The sequence below is a fragment of the Brachyspira intermedia PWS/A genome (assembly GCF_000223215.1).
Lineage (GTDB): Bacteria > Spirochaetota > Brachyspiria > Brachyspirales > Brachyspiraceae > Brachyspira > Brachyspira intermedia.
Genome location: NC_017243.1, coordinates 297,463 through 314,002, shown reverse-complemented (window position 1 = coordinate 314,002; position 16,540 = coordinate 297,463). Strand labels below are relative to the sequence as shown.

The 16,540-nt window shown below is 26.6% G+C and carries 21 protein-coding genes; 11 read left to right on the top strand and 10 right to left on the bottom strand.

Annotated features, from left to right (window positions below; all coding sequences use genetic code 11):
• Window positions 1-5: 5 nt before the first annotated feature.
• The 3 genes from BINT_RS01415 to BINT_RS01405 form a co-directional block, all read right to left on the bottom strand.
• On the bottom strand, window positions 6-1,766 hold the full coding sequence (locus BINT_RS01415; protein ID WP_014486777.1) for a glycosyltransferase: 1,761 nt from the start codon (window positions 1,764-1,766) through the stop codon (window positions 6-8).
• A 114-nt stretch (window positions 1,767-1,880) separates the two neighbouring features.
• Window positions 1,881-2,540 carry a Dph6-related ATP pyrophosphatase gene (locus BINT_RS01410; protein ID WP_014486776.1) on the bottom strand — a complete coding sequence of 220 codons (660 nt, stop codon included), beginning with the start codon at window positions 2,538-2,540 and terminating at the stop codon, window positions 1,881-1,883.
• A gap of 66 nt (window positions 2,541-2,606) precedes the next feature.
• A complete protein-coding gene (locus BINT_RS01405) occupies window positions 2,607-3,119 on the bottom strand; it encodes a PaaI family thioesterase (RefSeq protein WP_014486775.1) in 513 nt (170 codons plus the stop codon).
• Window positions 3,120-3,336: 217 nt separating this feature from the next.
• Between BINT_RS01405 and BINT_RS01400 the strand changes: the two genes are divergently transcribed.
• From BINT_RS01400 to BINT_RS01385, 4 genes are read left to right on the top strand one after another with little or no spacing between them, the layout of a single operon-like run.
• Complete coding sequence (locus BINT_RS01400; RefSeq protein ID WP_014486774.1) at window positions 3,337-3,603, top strand: YtxH domain-containing protein; 267 nt, start codon at window positions 3,337-3,339, stop codon at window positions 3,601-3,603.
• An 8-nt stretch (window positions 3,604-3,611) separates the two neighbouring features.
• Window positions 3,612-4,019 (top strand): DUF948 domain-containing protein, encoded by a 408-nt coding sequence (locus BINT_RS01395; RefSeq protein WP_014486773.1) that lies wholly within the window; start codon window positions 3,612-3,614, stop codon window positions 4,017-4,019.
• 25 nt (window positions 4,020-4,044) lie between these two features.
• Window positions 4,045-5,109: a hypothetical protein gene (locus BINT_RS01390; RefSeq protein WP_014486772.1), complete on the top strand. Its 1,065-nt coding sequence runs from the start codon at window positions 4,045-4,047 to the stop codon at window positions 5,107-5,109.
• A 23-nt stretch (window positions 5,110-5,132) separates the two neighbouring features.
• Window positions 5,133-6,026 (top strand): hypothetical protein, encoded by an 894-nt coding sequence (locus BINT_RS01385; RefSeq protein WP_014486771.1) that lies wholly within the window; start codon window positions 5,133-5,135, stop codon window positions 6,024-6,026.
• Between the two features lie 9 nt (window positions 6,027-6,035).
• On the opposite strand, the gene BINT_RS01380 is transcribed toward BINT_RS01385, so the two are convergent.
• The 4 genes from BINT_RS01380 to BINT_RS01365 form a co-directional block, all read right to left on the bottom strand.
• Window positions 6,036-6,773, bottom strand: coding sequence for a site-2 protease family protein (locus tag BINT_RS01380; RefSeq protein WP_014486770.1), 738 nt, complete (start codon window positions 6,771-6,773; stop codon window positions 6,036-6,038).
• 222 nt (window positions 6,774-6,995) lie between these two features.
• Entirely contained in the window at window positions 6,996-7,724 is a 729-nt protein-coding gene (locus tag BINT_RS01375) for an amino acid ABC transporter ATP-binding protein (RefSeq protein WP_041177155.1), read from the bottom strand.
• On the bottom strand, window positions 7,717-8,430 hold the full coding sequence (locus BINT_RS01370) for an amino acid ABC transporter permease (RefSeq protein ID WP_014486768.1): 714 nt from the start codon (window positions 8,428-8,430) through the stop codon (window positions 7,717-7,719). The genes BINT_RS01375 and BINT_RS01370 overlap by 8 nt, the downstream gene beginning before the upstream one ends.
• Before the next feature lie 85 nt (window positions 8,431-8,515).
• Window positions 8,516-9,259, bottom strand: a complete 744-nt coding sequence (locus BINT_RS01365) for a basic amino acid ABC transporter substrate-binding protein (protein ID WP_014486767.1) — start codon at window positions 9,257-9,259, stop codon at window positions 8,516-8,518.
• 181 nt (window positions 9,260-9,440) lie between these two features.
• On the opposite strand from BINT_RS01365, the gene BINT_RS01360 reads away from it, so the two are divergent.
• The 7 genes from BINT_RS01360 (at window position 9,441) to BINT_RS01330 (ending at window position 14,199) form a co-directional block, all read left to right on the top strand.
• Window positions 9,441-10,049 (top strand): LemA family protein, encoded by a 609-nt coding sequence (locus BINT_RS01360; protein WP_014486766.1) that lies wholly within the window; start codon window positions 9,441-9,443, stop codon window positions 10,047-10,049.
• Window positions 10,050-10,133: 84 nt separating this feature from the next.
• Window positions 10,134-11,171 (top strand): LacI family DNA-binding transcriptional regulator, encoded by a 1,038-nt coding sequence (locus BINT_RS01355; RefSeq protein WP_014486765.1) that lies wholly within the window; start codon window positions 10,134-10,136, stop codon window positions 11,169-11,171.
• Window positions 11,172-11,327: 156 nt separating this feature from the next.
• The gene (gene rplS / locus BINT_RS01350) at window positions 11,328-11,762 is read left to right on the top strand and encodes a 50S ribosomal protein L19 (RefSeq protein ID WP_014486764.1); all 435 of its coding nucleotides are present in this window, start codon (window positions 11,328-11,330) and stop codon (window positions 11,760-11,762) included.
• 36 nt (window positions 11,763-11,798) lie between these two features.
• Window positions 11,799-12,626, top strand: coding sequence for a sulfide/dihydroorotate dehydrogenase-like FAD/NAD-binding protein (locus BINT_RS01345; RefSeq protein ID WP_014486763.1), 828 nt, complete (start codon window positions 11,799-11,801; stop codon window positions 12,624-12,626).
• A gap of 72 nt (window positions 12,627-12,698) precedes the next feature.
• Window positions 12,699-13,112, top strand: a complete 414-nt coding sequence (locus BINT_RS01340; RefSeq protein ID WP_014486762.1) for a hypothetical protein — start codon at window positions 12,699-12,701, stop codon at window positions 13,110-13,112.
• A 107-nt stretch (window positions 13,113-13,219) separates the two neighbouring features.
• A complete protein-coding gene (locus BINT_RS01335) occupies window positions 13,220-13,711 on the top strand; it encodes an LEA type 2 family protein (RefSeq protein ID WP_041177154.1) in 492 nt (163 codons plus the stop codon).
• Window positions 13,711-14,199, top strand: a complete 489-nt coding sequence (locus BINT_RS01330) for a hypothetical protein (protein ID WP_041177153.1) — start codon at window positions 13,711-13,713, stop codon at window positions 14,197-14,199. The genes BINT_RS01335 and BINT_RS01330 overlap by 1 nt, the downstream gene beginning before the upstream one ends.
• On the opposite strand, the gene BINT_RS01325 is transcribed toward BINT_RS01330, so the two are convergent.
• From BINT_RS01325 to BINT_RS01315, 3 genes are all read right to left on the bottom strand, one after another.
• Window positions 14,145-15,206: a guanido phosphotransferase gene (locus BINT_RS01325; protein ID WP_014486760.1), complete on the bottom strand. Its 1,062-nt coding sequence runs from the start codon at window positions 15,204-15,206 to the stop codon at window positions 14,145-14,147. The two genes, BINT_RS01330 and BINT_RS01325, sit on opposite strands and share 55 nt — an antisense overlap.
• Window positions 15,196-15,744: an excinuclease ABC subunit B gene (locus BINT_RS01320; RefSeq protein WP_041177152.1), complete on the bottom strand. Its 549-nt coding sequence runs from the start codon at window positions 15,742-15,744 to the stop codon at window positions 15,196-15,198. The genes BINT_RS01325 and BINT_RS01320 overlap by 11 nt, the downstream gene beginning before the upstream one ends.
• A gap of 74 nt (window positions 15,745-15,818) precedes the next feature.
• Entirely contained in the window at window positions 15,819-16,529 is a 711-nt protein-coding gene (locus tag BINT_RS01315) for an IspD/TarI family cytidylyltransferase (protein ID WP_014486758.1), read from the bottom strand.
• Window positions 16,530-16,540 lie beyond the last annotated feature (11 nt).

The window sequence follows — 16,540 nt, the reverse complement described above, 5'->3', positions numbered from 1 at the left end:
ACCTTTTATAAAAATACACCATAAGTAAGATGTGATAAAAATATGCCTATAGCCTTACAAAAACCCTTTATAGGCGATAATGTACTAACCCAGCTTCCAAGCAAACATAATGCATAAAAACTATGGGGAAATAATAGTAAAGCCAAAAATATATTTTTATTAATAGCCGGAATATAAGTATTTAAAACTTGAGGTAAATCAAAGTATAGAGCAAAAGGCACAAAAATAGTATAAATCAAAAATATTGAAGGAATGAAATACGATAAACTTAAAGAGTTTCCTCCAAATCTTTTAACAAAATACCCTCTATGCCAAGCATAACCTTTTAACTGCTTGAAATGCCCAAAAAATAAATCCCTTCTATGATGATAAACTAATGCTTCAGGAGTATATAATATTTTTTCATTTTCTTTCATGATATTATTGCAAAGTATAGTATCTTCACCAGGCCAATACTCACTGTCAAATCCCCCTACTCTATCATAAAGCTCCCTTGTAATGATAAAATTGCAGCTAGGATAATCATTAACATACTGAACTTTATCAGGTATATATCTGGCTTTATGCTTTCCGCTCATAAGTGTTGAACTATAAATTAGTCCGCTTATCTGCTTTGAGAAATTATCTTTAGGAGTATTAATAGCAGGACCTCCTAAAGCAGAAATTTTTGTACTTTCCATAGCCCTCAATGCATTTAAAAGCCAATCTTTTTCAGGATATGTATCATCATCTAAAAATGCTAATATATTGCCATTAGATTTTTTTACACCTATAGCTCTTTTTATTGCAGGAGGAAGTTCTCCTGTTTCTATTATTCTTATTCTGCTGTCTTTAAATAATTCTATATTAACTTCATCTTCTATATATTTGTCTGGAAGTATTATCACTTCAAAGTTTGTATATATCTGTTCAAGTAAATATTCTGTTTCTTCTTTTATATAATCATTGATTTTTTTTAAAGGTATTATAATACTTACAAGCGGTTTTTCTTTTAACTCGCAAAATAAATCTTTATAAAAATGAATAATATTAAGCCTATAAAATATTGCTAATGTATCAATGAATGTTCTCCAAAGAATAGGAAATCTAATAAATCCAAAATGCCTATTAGGATTAACTATAACAGGAGCAGAAACTATTTTTTTACCATTAGAATTGCATGCCACCAACACTTCTAAATCATAAGCAAATGCTTTAACTAATATTCTAGGAAAAATATTTATAATTGCATCTCTTTTGAAAAGTTTTAATCCTGTTTGAGTATCCTGTATAGGAAGATGAAAAAATACCTTCACAAACATAAAATATATAAAAGATATTAATTTTCTTATATTAGAATAATTAACTATAGAATCTTTATGCCTCTTAGAACCTATAACAACATCAGCATTTTCTTTTTGCATAATCACAAAGAAATTTTCTAACTGTGAAGGATCTATTTCCATATCCCCATCGCAAAATATTATATATTCACCGCTTGACATTTCGCATGCTCTTTTTAAAGCATGTCCTTTGCCTTGATTTTCTCTTGCATAAACACCTATTATATTTTTTAAATTTTTATTTGTATTATTATTTTGAAAATTAGTACATATTTTTTTTATTTCTTCTTTTGAATTATCACTGCTTCCGTCATCGGATATGATTATCTCAAAGTTCATAAAAAAAGGAGAAACTTTTTCTATAAGTATATTTATATTTTTTTCTATTGTTTTTTCTATATTGTATACAGGAACTAATATAGATACTAATTCGTTTATTTTCATAATTTACTTTTTAATCAACAATTTATTATATTTTTTATAGTTATAAATTATAAAGTATTATACAAAAACTATTAATCAAAGTCAAATGTTTATTATTTTAAAGTTAAAAATACATTAATTATTATTACAAATAATATCAATACTTGAATGATTTTCAAAATCATGTACTTCTGACAGTTTGATATCAAGAGACTTTTTAAATATAGGGCCGTCATATACAAATGTATGAAACTCTCCAGATTCTCCGGCAGGGTCTATTCCAATAGATATGAATTCTTCAATAAGTTCATTAGTAAAATCAAGACCCAAATATTTTTTATCAAGTTTTGATGTATCAATTATCTTTATTTTAGACTTAAAACCAGCATCAACAAATTCTCTTGCTAATGATATTCTTGACTGATGCCATAATGGAAACTTTGATTCAAAACCTGATTCCTTACATAAATTTTCAGCCCAATCTCTATGCATTTGAATATCAATATCTCCAAAAGCACAAATATTAATTCCTTCTTCTTTAACTTTTTTTAATTCTTCTATAAAATTTACTCTATAAGTATAATGAGTGGTATTGATAGCAATATGAGGAATATCTAAACATTTACTTACTTCATAAAATAATTTTTTAGATATTCCATGAAACCATGAATGTTCATCTTCTTCATTTATAGTAGTCATTATATATTTAGGTATATATCCGTCTTTAATCATTTTGTATAATGCTAAAGTACTGTCTTTTCCTCCGCTATACGACATAACAAATTTTTTATTCATATTGAAGCCGTTTAATAAAAAAGTTTATTATAGTATTTGAAAATAATGTTTTATTAAATAAAAGTATTAAGGTATATTTATTGTTGTAGGATCAGTATCTTTTTTCTCTACAGCCCAATCCTCCTCATTATTAGGATCCATCTCTGCTATTTTTTCAAGACTCATACATATATATGTACCTTTAGCAGTTACAGCCACTTTATCATCATTAAGAAGTATATAACCTTCGCCTTCAAAGATTCTTCCATCCCCTGAAGTGATTTTTCCTATTATTCTGATTTCTTTATTAATAGGTACAGGTCTTTTATATTTTGTTGTAAGTGTCATAGTAACACCCCATTTATCTTCACCAGTATAAGGCATCATAGCTCTTCCTATAGTTTCATCTAAAATAGCTGCTAGTATGCCTCCATGAACTCTTGAAGGATAACCTTGATGCACATCTTTAAAAGTTACCAAAGCACATAATGATTTGTCTTCTAATTCATAAAATTCAGCTTTCAAACTTAAATCATTTTTAAATCCGCATACTAAACACATTCTTGAATTGTTTTGCTTATTTAATACTTTTAATTCCATAATAACTCCTATTATTGCTATATATACTCATATAAAATTAACTAATAATAATTTTACAAAAACTATCATACATATTAATGCTTTTTATATAAAAAAACAATATTACTTATTGGATTATTTATAGTTTTTATATCATAAATACATTTTTGATTAGTTGACAAAAATGTAAATTAAATTTAATATTAAAGTTAAGTTATGTAACTAGGAGGATATTATTATGTCTAAAGAAGTATCAGGTATGTTTTCATTTTTACTAGGTTTATCAGCTGGTTTAGCATTGGGTGTATTATTCGCTCCAAAAGCAGGTGAAGAAACAAGAGAAGATATCAAAGAAACTATGGACAATATCAAATATAAAGTAGATGATATTTACCATAGAAGTGTATTAAAAACTTCAGAGTTAGTTGAAAAAGGAAAAGAAAGAACTAATGATTTCTTCGAAAAAAGAAAGAAAAAAACTTCTGAAGAAACTGTTGAAGAATAATAATTAATATGCAAGATATTACATTTCAAATTAATGTTATAGCTATATCTTTAGCTTTCATAGCTATTTCTATATTGATATTGGTATTAGCTATATTTTTTGTTTTACTTGCAGGTTATTTTAGATTTACTAATAGGTTCGATAGAATACTTGAAAATATCGAATCTATTAGTGAAAAAATAGGAAGCATTGCAGATACAGTAAATGACGAAGCCAATAAAGTTAAAGTAACATTAGATAGTATACATGATTCTTTTAACAGTTTAACTAATAGTATTAATAATTTCAGTTCTATAACTACAGATATATCTAATAATTTTAGTATTATTAATATATTTAAATCTATATTTGCCTTATTTACTGGTAAAAATAGAAAAAGAGATGATTTCACAGAAAATGATGATGAGGATTTTTGATTTATAATTTAGGAATTGTTTTGTTATGATAAAAAGAATATTTTTTTCAATTTTTTGCATAGTTTTATTTTCTACTTTCTTATACTCACAGGATACTAATTGGGTAATTAGAATAAGAGATGGAGAAGGAAATATTAAAAAACTTATAACTGTTGAAGAGTGCTTATCTGAAATATCTAATCTTACTGTCTTAAGAGGAGCTCCAGAAAATGCTGTTAATGCACTTCTTACAAATGATTTTCAATTATGGCAGTTTGCTTCTCAAATAATAGAACAGGAAGTAATATATTTGAAAGCTGTTGAAGAAGGATACGATAAAGATGAAGAAGTATTAAAACTAATAGCTAAAGAAAGAGATAATCAATTATCACAAATCTATATGCAAAGTAAAGTATCTGATTCTTTCGCTGTAGTAACAGATGCTGAAAAAAGAAAATTTTTCAATGATAATATATCAAGAATAAGAGCCGCAGTAGGTCCTAATGTAAGATATGAACAGGTTGCTATGGAAATAGAAACAACAATTCTTCAAGAGCGTATGAGAAATGAATATGATAAAATCATAGAAACAGGAAAAACTAAATATAATGTAAAATATTCTATGGATACAGATCCTTGTGTTACTATAGAAGAAGAAACTGTACCTCTATCAGAATTTAACAATATGTTTGATGAATCTATAAAACAGGCAGGAGCAAATATTCCAGCTGCTTTAAAACTTCAGGCTAAAGAAGGAATGTTCAAAGCTTTTGTAGCTAGAGAAATTATGATGTATGAAGCCAAAAAAGAAGGGTTTTATGAAACTCCTCAGGCTAAATCTATAGAAAATTTCTTAACTAGAAGTGCCGTTACATCGCACTATATAGATAAAACTATAAGATCAACTATACCTACTCCTACAGAAGATGAAATTAACTTGGCTTATGAAAGATATGGTAAAATGTATAATATAGATTCTTTGCCTTATGCAGATGCTCAAAAAGCATTGGCTAGTTTAGTAATAGAAGCTAAGACTCAGCAAAAATATCAAATATTAGTTACAGATTTAAGATACAGATACAATATAGAAAAAATATTAATTTATTATTAAAAAAGTAATTATTAACTAATATTATGAAAAATAGATTATCAATTATATACTTTATATTTTTTATATTATTCTGTTTTTCGCAAATATCTTTTGCAAGAAGAAATGATTTTGATTTTGATGTAACTCCTCTTATAGAAAAAAATAAAATGTTTTCTGTAGGTATAGGAGGAATATTTTCTGAATATAATAGCTGGTTTCAAAGCGGTAAATTACAAATATTAGATCCTAATAATCAAGATATAAGCAGAAGAGATTTGTATTTTACATTTATGCCTTATTTCAAAGTAAGACCTATTAAATATTTAGAATTAGGGGTATCAACAAGCTTCACATATCAAAGGCAGGATTGGAGAAATGACATAACAAGTGCCACAAATATGACTGATGAATTTAATTTCGATTCTATTAATGCCACTATGAAAGCTACACTTTTAGACTGGTATTTGTCTATAGGCGTTAAAGTAGGATTGAGTTATAGTTTTATGAAAAATACTCATATATATTCTGAAATCAAAGATCCTTTCAATATATACACAACAATAATGTTAGCAGGAATTCCTAAAGTAATACCTCTTAATTTCTTCTTTTGCTATACTTTTGATACTAGGGATAATCTATTAAAAGATATTCTTAATACAGGTGAGATATCCGGAGGAATAGAGATTATAACTTCTCCTTTTATAACTTTATATACAGGAGTTAATTATATATTTCCATATACAAAACAGTCAAGCCTTTCTTATTTAGATATATTCGTTAAATTTAAAGCTACAATATCAGACTTTTTATATATGACCGTATCGTATCAAAAAACAGTATATGGAACAGGTAATGCCCCTAATACATCAACATTTAATTTTGGTATAGAATATATGTTCTATACCCCTAAAGGCAGTTGGTGGAGTCTAAATAGATAATAAAAAACATTATATAGAAAATATAATATTAATACTCTTTCCTAATAAATGCTGAGATATAGTTTGTATAAATGCCAATATAGTTCTTAATATACCAAAGAAAAGCAACGCATAAAGTATTAAAAATCCATAAGGATATATTTTATCATAAGTGTCTTTACCCTTTGGAGATAGAAAAAACCTTAATATCCAGCCTCCATCTAATGGTGGGAAAGGTAATAAATTAAAGAACATAAGCATTATATTAATCATATAAAACATAAATAACATTGTTAAAACTATAGGTAAAGCATTGAGCATAAAATTTGATAAACCGTTATTACTATGCTCTAAAAACATCATTATTTTATATATTATAAAAGTACCATCAACTGTAAATGTGAGTATTTTCATTATTATAAATGATACAGTTGCAATCATAAGATTAGCAAAAGGTCCAGCAAATGATACCAAAGCCTGATCTCTTTCAAAATTATTAAAATTATTAGGATTAACAGGAACAGCCTTCATCCATCCTATAACTGGAATACCTGTAACTGCAGCAATTATAGGAAGAACTACACTTCCCAATATATCAATATGTGCCAAAGGATTGAGAGTAAGCCTTCCAAGCCTCATAGCAGTTCTATCACCAAACATAAATGCTGTCCTAGCATGAGAATATTCATGAGTACTTGCTGATATTATAAATACAACATAAGATATGATGCCTATTGAAAGTTTGTTAGAAAATATTTCATAAACCATTATTTGTTTCCTTAAAAATATATGTTATTTAAATATAAAAAACTTTTATTATTATTTATAATAAAAATTATTTTTTATTTTACTAATTTAAGGTTAAAACATATAAAACTGTTATATGATAAATTATATATTAATTTTTTAAAGCGATAAACGAGCAGCTGATAACTTTAGTTGTCAGATATATTAAAAATAAAAAGTTTATCGCTAGCAATAATAATAAAATTAATGGTTTAATACTTTATACAAGAATTCTCTAACTCTATCATGTTTAGGATTAGAGAAGAACTCATTAGGCTTCTCATCTTCAAGTATCTTTCCGTCATTCATAAAAAGTATTCTAGTAGCAACATTCTTAGCAAAACCCATTTCATGAGTAACAATTATCATAGTCATACCTTCTCTGGCAAGCTCTATCATAACATCTAAAACCTCTTTAATCATTTCAGGATCCAATGCAGAAGTAGGCTCATCAAAAAGCATAATATCTGGCTCCATAGCCAAAGCCCTAGCTATAGCTATTCTCTGCTTCTGTCCTCCAGAAAGTTTGCTTGGATAAACATCTTTTTTATCTACCAACCCTACTTTATTAAGAAGTTCTATAGCCTTTTTCTCAGCATTTTCTTTTGAAATTTTTTTTACTTTCATAGGGGCTAAAGTGATATTTTCCATAACAGTTTTATGAGGAAATAAATTGAAATGCTGAAATACCATTCCAAGTTCCTGCCTTATAACATTAATATCAGTATCTTTATCCATGATATTTTTGCCTTTTATGATAATATCACCTTGAGAAGGTTCTTCAAGTCTGTTTAAACATCTTAAAAACGTTGATTTACCGCTTCCTGAAGGTCCTATTACAGCTATAATTTCTCCTTTTGCAATATCAACATCTATACCTTTAAGAACTTCCAATTTTCCAAATTGTTTATGCAAATTTCTTACCTTAATCACTTTCTCTCAAACCCTCCTCTACTCTCTTCATAATCATAGCAAATACAGAAGTAAGTATAAAATATATTATCCCCACAGCAATTAAAGGCTCAACTCCTCTATATGTTTGACTTGTGATGATGTTTGCAGATCTAAGCAAATCAACTCCACCTATAAATCCAACAACAGAAGTTTCTTTAAGCAATGCTATAAACTCGCTTACAAGAGGAGGAAGTATTTTTTTGATAGCCTGAGGTATTATGATTTCTTTCATAGACATAGAATAATTCATACCCAAAGCCCTTGCAGCTTCCATTTGTCCTTTATCCAAACTTTGTATGCCTGCTCTTATAATTTCAGCAACATAAGCACCAGAGTTTATTCCAAAAGCAATTGCAGCTATAATAAGTATAGGAGTATCTCTTAAACTATCAACAAAAATAACATTAGCCCATATCATAAGCTGGACTACAACAGGAGTTCCTCTTAAAATATTTACATACCAGAATGCCAATTTTGATAAAGGATTGAAATCTTTTAACTTTGCAGAGTTTTTGAATGGATAAAATTCGGAAAGCTGAAGCAATGCAACTAATATACCTAGTATAACACCTATTATAGTAGAGCATGCTGTTGTTCCTACAGAAAATAATAATCCTTTTATAATATAGATGTATCTCTCATTTGATATGAATATTAACTTTAGAAGTTCTAAATATTCAAGCATATAATAAAACCTTTATAAAAAATATATCCTCTTCTTATGATCTCATAAAAAATCGAGAAAATAAGAAGAAGATATAAAATATATATTATTTCCCAAAATACTTGCTTATTAAAGCATCATAAGTGCCGTTTTCTTTAAGTGTTTTTAAAGCATCATTCATTTGAGCAAGAAGTTCTGTATCTTCTTTTCTCATAGCAATAGAATACTCTTCAACAGCAGCATCAGTTTCTACCAATTTTAATTCAGTATTCTGAGCTACATAATTTTTAGCAGGCTCATAATCTAATACAACAGCATCAACTTTCTGAGATTTCAAAGCTAATATTGTTTCTGCAGTATTATTGAATTTTTGAACTTCTACATTAGGCATTTCGCTTACCAATATGTCTCCTGTATATCCTAAAACAACACCTACTTTCTTACCTGTAAAATTATCAAAAGAAGTTATATCTGTATTTGCAGCCTGAACTACTATAGATTGTTTTGAATTATAATAAGGATCTGTAAAATTAACAAACTTTTTTCTTTCCTCAGTTGCTGTCATACCTGCAGCAATAATATCTATCTTTTTAGCTTCTAAAGCAGGAAGAAGACCATCAAATTGCATATCCACTATTTCTATTTCTTTACCTATTAAATTAGCTGCTTCTGCTATTAAATCCATATCAAAACCAACTATTTTATCACCTTCTCTGTATTCAAAAGGCTCAAATTCTGCATTAGTACCTACATACAATTTGTTTTTTTCTTCTTTCTTTTGACAGCTTATAAATAGAACTAAAACTATTGATAAAGCCACAACTATTTTTATAATATTATTCTTAAACATAATAAAACCCTTTACTTTCTAGATTTTTGAAATAATTCTATATAATAATGTAAAAAAGTCAAGGTAAAAATATATGCTTTTCAAATACTAATTTATCATATAAATGAATTTGAATTAATAAGACATATAATATATAATTTCTACCTAAATAATAAATAATAAAATTGGAGATATTAAATATATGAGAGGTTCTGCGGTAGCAGTAATATTTATTATAGTGAATATAATAGCTATCAGCATATTTATGATAGTTTCCACCACTTCTATAAAAGAATCTATTTTATCAGAAGAAAAATTATCCAGAGAATCATTGGACTCTATATTAGATACTTATTATAAAAAAAATATAGCCTCAGAAAATTATTATAATGCAGTATCCGTAATACCAAAAATAGATATATATGTACTGCATTCTTTAAGCAATTATATAGAAAGAATAAAATCAATAGAAGCTGATTCTACTTTGATAGAAAAGCCATTAACATTTCAGGAATATCAGTATATACAGGCAAGAATAACAGAGAATATAAATAAAATTAATTATACAGCAAGAAATTACCCTGTTTTAAGAACAAATCAAAACTATATAGCAGCATTAAATGAAATGCGTCCTATAATAGAAGATGAAAAAAAATATATATCCACTTATAATGATCATGTATTAGAATATAACAGGCTTACAACAACTCCTCCTTCAAGCATTGTAGCCGGTATAATGGGAAAATTTCCTTTCTTAAAATTTGAAACAGGAACTAATATTATAGCACAAACTTCACATATGTTTCAATAAATGAAAATATATCATTTATATTTGCAAAAATTAAAACTTTTACTATAATATAAATAACTAAATATTCGGATAGTATGAAGCATCATGAACGATAATGTAATAGAATTGAAAAACCTAAAAAGAGTAACGCAGAAAGAAATAGCTAAAAGACTTGGAATAAGCCGAACAACTGTAGCCAGAGCTATAAACGGAAGCGAGTTTATAAAAGAAGAAACTAAATCCAAAATATTAGAATTGGCTTCAGAGCTGAATTATGAAAAAAATTATATAGGAAGCTCTTTAGCAAATCAAAAAGAAAAAACAGTCCATTGCCTTATAGCTAATTCTTTTAATGAATTCTACACAAAAGAAATAGTACGGGGACTTAATACTATTCAAAAAGAATATTCTATATATAATTATAATCTAAAAATAACCCCAACAGAAATACATTCTCCAGATAAGCAGATAGAAACTCTAAAAAATATCTTAGAAAAAGGTAATATTGACGGTTTAATAATAACGCCTTTAAATAGAGAAGTAATACATAATATACTAAAACCATATTTCGGTAAAATCAATATAATATCTATAGGAACAAGATTATCTGAAAATATACCTCATGTAGGTCCTAATCATATAAAACAAGGCTCTATAGTAGCTGGAATAGTTTCTAATCTTTTGAGGGATAATGAAAAACTTCTTATTATAGATAATGGCGATGATAATATTTCTTCAGGAATGTATTTAGAAGGCTTTTTACAAAGAATAAAATATACTAAAATAGATATTATAGGACCTATTTACTGCGGAAATATAGAAGACAGCATACATACTATAAAAAAAATATGTTCTAAAGATAATATCAAAGGAATTTATATCAATAGATATGCTCAGGAAATTTATGATATGATAGATAAAAGCATATTGAAAGACAAGAAAATAGTTACTCATGGTATGGCAGAAAGCATCAAAAACTTAATAAAATCAGGCATAATATCATTTACTGTTATGGAAGGCGTATTCATGGAAGGATACAATGCCGGTAAAATGATGTTTGAAATGATATACAAGAAAAATGTTAGTACTAATTGGGAGGTTTCTGATTCTAAAATAATATTTTTAGAGAATTTACAAAATTAATATTATTAAAATTTATTTTGAATTTTACTTGATAAAATTAACATATTATGTTAGAATATTGCAACTATATTCTATAATGTTATATTTGTTTATTTTAGATTCTTACGGAAATTAAATAACATTAATATAAATAAAATTAATTAGGAGATATTACAAATGGATCAACAGATAAGATTAGTAGAAGCAAAATATAAAAAAGAAGCCATACTACCTTTTGAAATAGGTGATACAGTAAAAGTATGGGTAAAAATTATCGAGGGCGATAGAGAAAGATTACAGGCTTATGAAGGTACTGTGATTTCTATTCGCGGAAAAGGAATTAATAAAAGTTTTATTGTTAGAAAAATATCTTACGGCGTAGGCGTTGAAAGAATATTCTTATTGAATTCTCCTAGAATAGATCATGTTGATATCATAAGAAAAGCTAAAGTAAGAAGAGCTAAACTTTACTATCTTAGAAATAAAGTTGGTAAAAAAGCCCGCTTAGTAGAAAGATTAGGTGTAAAAATACCTAAACATTCAGATTTAATAAAAAATACTACTGAAGAAAATACGGCAGTAGAAGAAAATAATACTTCTTCAGCAGAATAATATTTTTATTATTTTTTAATATTTAAGGAGAATTTTATGGGCTATAAAATAGTTGCCAGAGAGCAATGGTCAGAAAAAGTTTTCATGATGAAAGTACTAGCTCCGGATATTGCTAAACATCGTAAAGCTGGTAATTTTATAATATTCAGACTAGATGAGAAAGGTGAAAGAGTACCCCTAACTATAGCTGATGCTGACGCAGAAGCTGGTACTATTACTATAGTTACTCAAAGTATAGGATATTCAACTACTAAACTTATGGGACTTAAAGTTGGTGATGAAATATTGGATATCATAGGACCATTAGGTCAACCTACTCATATAGAAAAAAAAGATGGTATAGTTTTAGGTGTCGGCGGCGGTGTAGGTATTGCTCCTTTACATCCTATAGTAGAAGCTCATCATAAAGCTGGTAATAAAGTTATTTCTATATTGGGTGCTAGAGATAAATCACTTATCATTATGGAAGATATGATGAAAAAAATATCTGATGAAGTTCTTATCTGTACTGATAATGGAAGTTACGGCGAAAAAGGTCTTGTAACTGATATGATTACTAGAATATATGAAAGAGGCGAAAAAATTTCTGAAGTTATAGCTATAGGCCCTGCTATTATGATGAAATTTGTTGCTATGCTTACAAAAAAATATAATCTTCCTACTGTTGTTAGCTTAAACCCTATCATGATAGACGGTACTGGTATGTGCGGATGCTGCAGAGTTAAAGTAGGAGATCAAACTAAATTTGCATGCGTTGAAGGTCCTGAATTTGACGGACATTTAATTGATTTTGATCTTCTTATGAAAAGACAGGCTATGTACAAAAAAGAAGAGCATGAATGCAATTTAAAATTAGCTAATTAATATTTAATTATAAAATAAAAAGTTACAGTCTGATTCAGATTGTAACTTTTTTTATAATATAATCTCTTTATAATGAAATTACTTGTAGATGTTAAAATAAAAAATATTCTTCTTCAAAAATTTGAATGGGACAGCACATACTTTCAAATAACATTAAATATCAAAAATAATTATCCTATAAAAATAAAATTAGAAGATCTAAAATTCAATCTTATTAATTGCTTAAATGAAAAATTTGCCTATGGTGAATGCGATAATATATCAATAAAATCAAAAGAAAGTAAAGATATTACTTTTAATATTATACTATACAACAAAGAGTTTTCAAACTTAATAAATAACTTTTTTAACTTTAAAAAATCAATATTTAAAATTCATATAATAACTGCTAAATTAAATATGTTTTCTATTATACCAATAAATTTAAAAAATTATGAACATAATGTTGATATACTTAATATTATAAAACATCTATATAATTCATAAACTTCTGTTTAATTTATTTTTAGTTATAAATAATAATACATTATTATATATTACTATTTTCAGTTATATTTGTTATATAAATATGATTAAATAAAAGGGTATGAATTATGATTAAGAAAATAACCGTTATAATCTCAATATTATCAATGCTATTTGTATTATCTTCATGCGAAACATTACAGTCATCTGCAAGAGAAATCACAAGAGCCTATATAGAAGAACATAAACCTGATATAAGAGTGAAAAGTGCTAAAATATCAAGCATAACATTAAAAGATATCACTTTAACTACTCTTTTTGAGATAAAAAATAATTTAGATTTTGAAGTACCTATAGATAAAGTTCAAATAGAACTAATTAATACTTCAGGAAAAACTTTTAGCACAGCCACTTCTGTAGAAACATTAAAGATACCTGCAAATCAGGCTAGAGATATTAATTTAGATTTCCAGGCAAAATATTTAGATGTATTTACAACAGCTTTTGATGCCATAAAATCAAAATCTTTTAAATGTGATGCTAAAATAACTTTAACATTCACTATATATGGAATGAAATTTGATTTCCCTTATACTAAAGAATTGACATTTAAAGAATAATGAAATTAATAAAAATATCTATTTTATTATTAATTGTAGCAGCATCATGCTCCAAAGTAAAGTCAGAGGCTAATAAAATTACTAGGGAATATATAGAAAAGTATAAGCCTGATATAACAGTAAAATCAGCCTCTATAGATAATATGACTTTATCTGATATTACATTAAATACATTGCTCGAAATAAAAAATAATCTACCGTTTGAGATTCCAATAGAAAAACTTGAAATAAACCTAATTAATTCTTCAGGTGATATATTTGCTAATTCAGTATCATCTGAAGAATCAAATATTATAAAAATTCCTGCAAATGATTCTAGAGAAATGAATATGAAATCTAAAGCAAAATATATGGATTTATTTCAAACAGCCTTAGATGCTATAAAATCAGAAAGTTTAAAATGCAATGCTGATATAATTTTAACTTTTAATGTTTATGGTATGAATTTCAATTTTAAATACAATGTAGAAATTAACTTTATAAAATAACTATTTTTTAATATATCTCTTATAACATTAGCCCTAATTTCATCAATATTTCTATAATAATTACTCTTTTCATATAAATGCTTTAAATGGGCATTCTTTCCAACAAATGCCATATAATATATAGTATCCAAATTTATATTCTCAATAATATCATAATAAATACCTAATCTAAGCCACAAACTATAATTGATAAGTTCTCTATATTTTAAAGATCTTGCTGACAATAATACGGCATGGCTTCTGTATATTCTATCTTCAGCCTTAACCCTATCAAGTTTTTTTATTCTGTTTCTTATTTTCTTTTCTTTTTCTGATATCTCTTTAACCTTTTCTATAATAGTATCAAGTATAAATTTTTCAGTAACACCTATCATGATATTATTGCTTATATTTAATAAGCCATTTTTCACATTAACTTCAAGCCCTTTTTTATTGCATTCGCTTATTATATAGTCTATATTATCCGGTGTTTTCCAAGCAAGGCAAGGCACAGCAACACAAACTTCAGCCCTCATAGCCGTACCTATTATATTTGGTGAACTTGTAAGAAATCCAAACTTCTTATCATAAGCAAAATCAATTTTCTGATCCAAAGCACTTTCTATTTCATAAGCTTTATTAAAACAATTTTCTAATTCCAAACCTCTTGCTATAGTTTGAATTTCTAAATGCTCATTTGAATTTATTAATAGAGATATATCCTCATCTTCATCTGTAAATAATGATGCATGAACTATATTCTTATTGCTTGGTATTGTAAGATTTTCTATAAGCATTCTTATATTAAGAGCAGGTATATTAATAAGTTTTTTATATGATAAATTAAGATTTAATTCTTCTATATTAGATTTTAAAATATTTTCTGTATTTTTAAAATCTTCTTTATCCATATTGTGAAAGAATCTAATATCATCTATATTTCTATAAATTGAAATTTTAGAATATAAAACTATATTATCATCTTCACCTTTTTTGTATATCCAATTTGCTGTATTATTAACGGACATCTTTTTTTTCGCTCTTAGTTTTTTTAGATATTAAATCTTTTTTCAAATGTTCCAACTTATCTCTTATCAAAGCAGCTTCTTCGTATTTTTCTATTTTTATAAGAAGTTCTATTTCTTCTCTGTATTTATTAATTTTGGCTTCTATATCTTTATTGGTTAAATTTTTGCTGGATATTTTTCCTATATGCTTATTTTCTCTATGTATCTTTTTAATATGCTTGCTAAGTTCTGATTTAAAATACTCATAGCATTTAGGACAGGATACTACACCAGTTTTTAGAAAATCATCTAAAGAATATCCGCAAACTTTACATATTTTACTAGAATTCGGAGTTTTTTTCTTCTTCTTTTTGGAAGGCAATGATTTATAATTAGGAAATATAGTATCAATATTATTGAACTCTAATTCTAGGCATTTTTCTATAATATTGCCATTCATTTCGCATTCTTTACATATATGAATTTGTCTGCGTTCATTACCTATTATTTCTTGAATATATAATACAGCTTTTTCTTTACCACAGATATTGCACTTCAAAATTATTGCCCCTAATAACTTATTATTAAAATTTTATCATTTAATAAAAAAAAAGACAAATAATTAATATGATTTTATCTTAATTTTATAAAAATATCTAAATCTTCTCTATTAGTAATTTTTATATTATCAGAGGAACATTCAGCTATTTTAACATCCCCTAAATATTTACTGTATATTTCAGCATCATCTGTAACTAAGCCAGCATCTTTATCATTTATATACATTTCTATAGCTTTCATATAATTATCAAATTTAAAACCCTGAGGAGTAGCAGCCCTATAAAGATATGTTCTGTCAATAGTATCTGTTATAGTTTTATCATCATTAACCTTTTTAATTGTATCTACAACCTTAGAAGCCAATATAGCAGCATCATATTTCAAAACTGTTTCATATAACAATGTAATTTCTTTTTTCTTCACTAAAGGTCTTACACCATCATGAATAAATACATAATCGGTTTTAATATCATCTCTATGCTCATTCAAAAAAGTCATAGCATTATACACAGAATATACTCTCTCGCTTCCGCCTTTTATATAATGAATATTCTTCTTTATTTTTTCTTTTATAAGCTCTTCTTTTTCTATATATTTTTTTATATTTTTTATCTCTTCTTCAGAACTCACCAAAACAACATTATTAAAATTAAATTTAAGCATATTGATAAGAGTATGAATAAATATAGGCTTATTATCAACCTTTATAAATTGTTTTTTTACTTTACCGGCAAATCTTCTTGAGCTTCCTGCTATTAATATTACTAAAGTTGTATTATTCATAAATATCAATT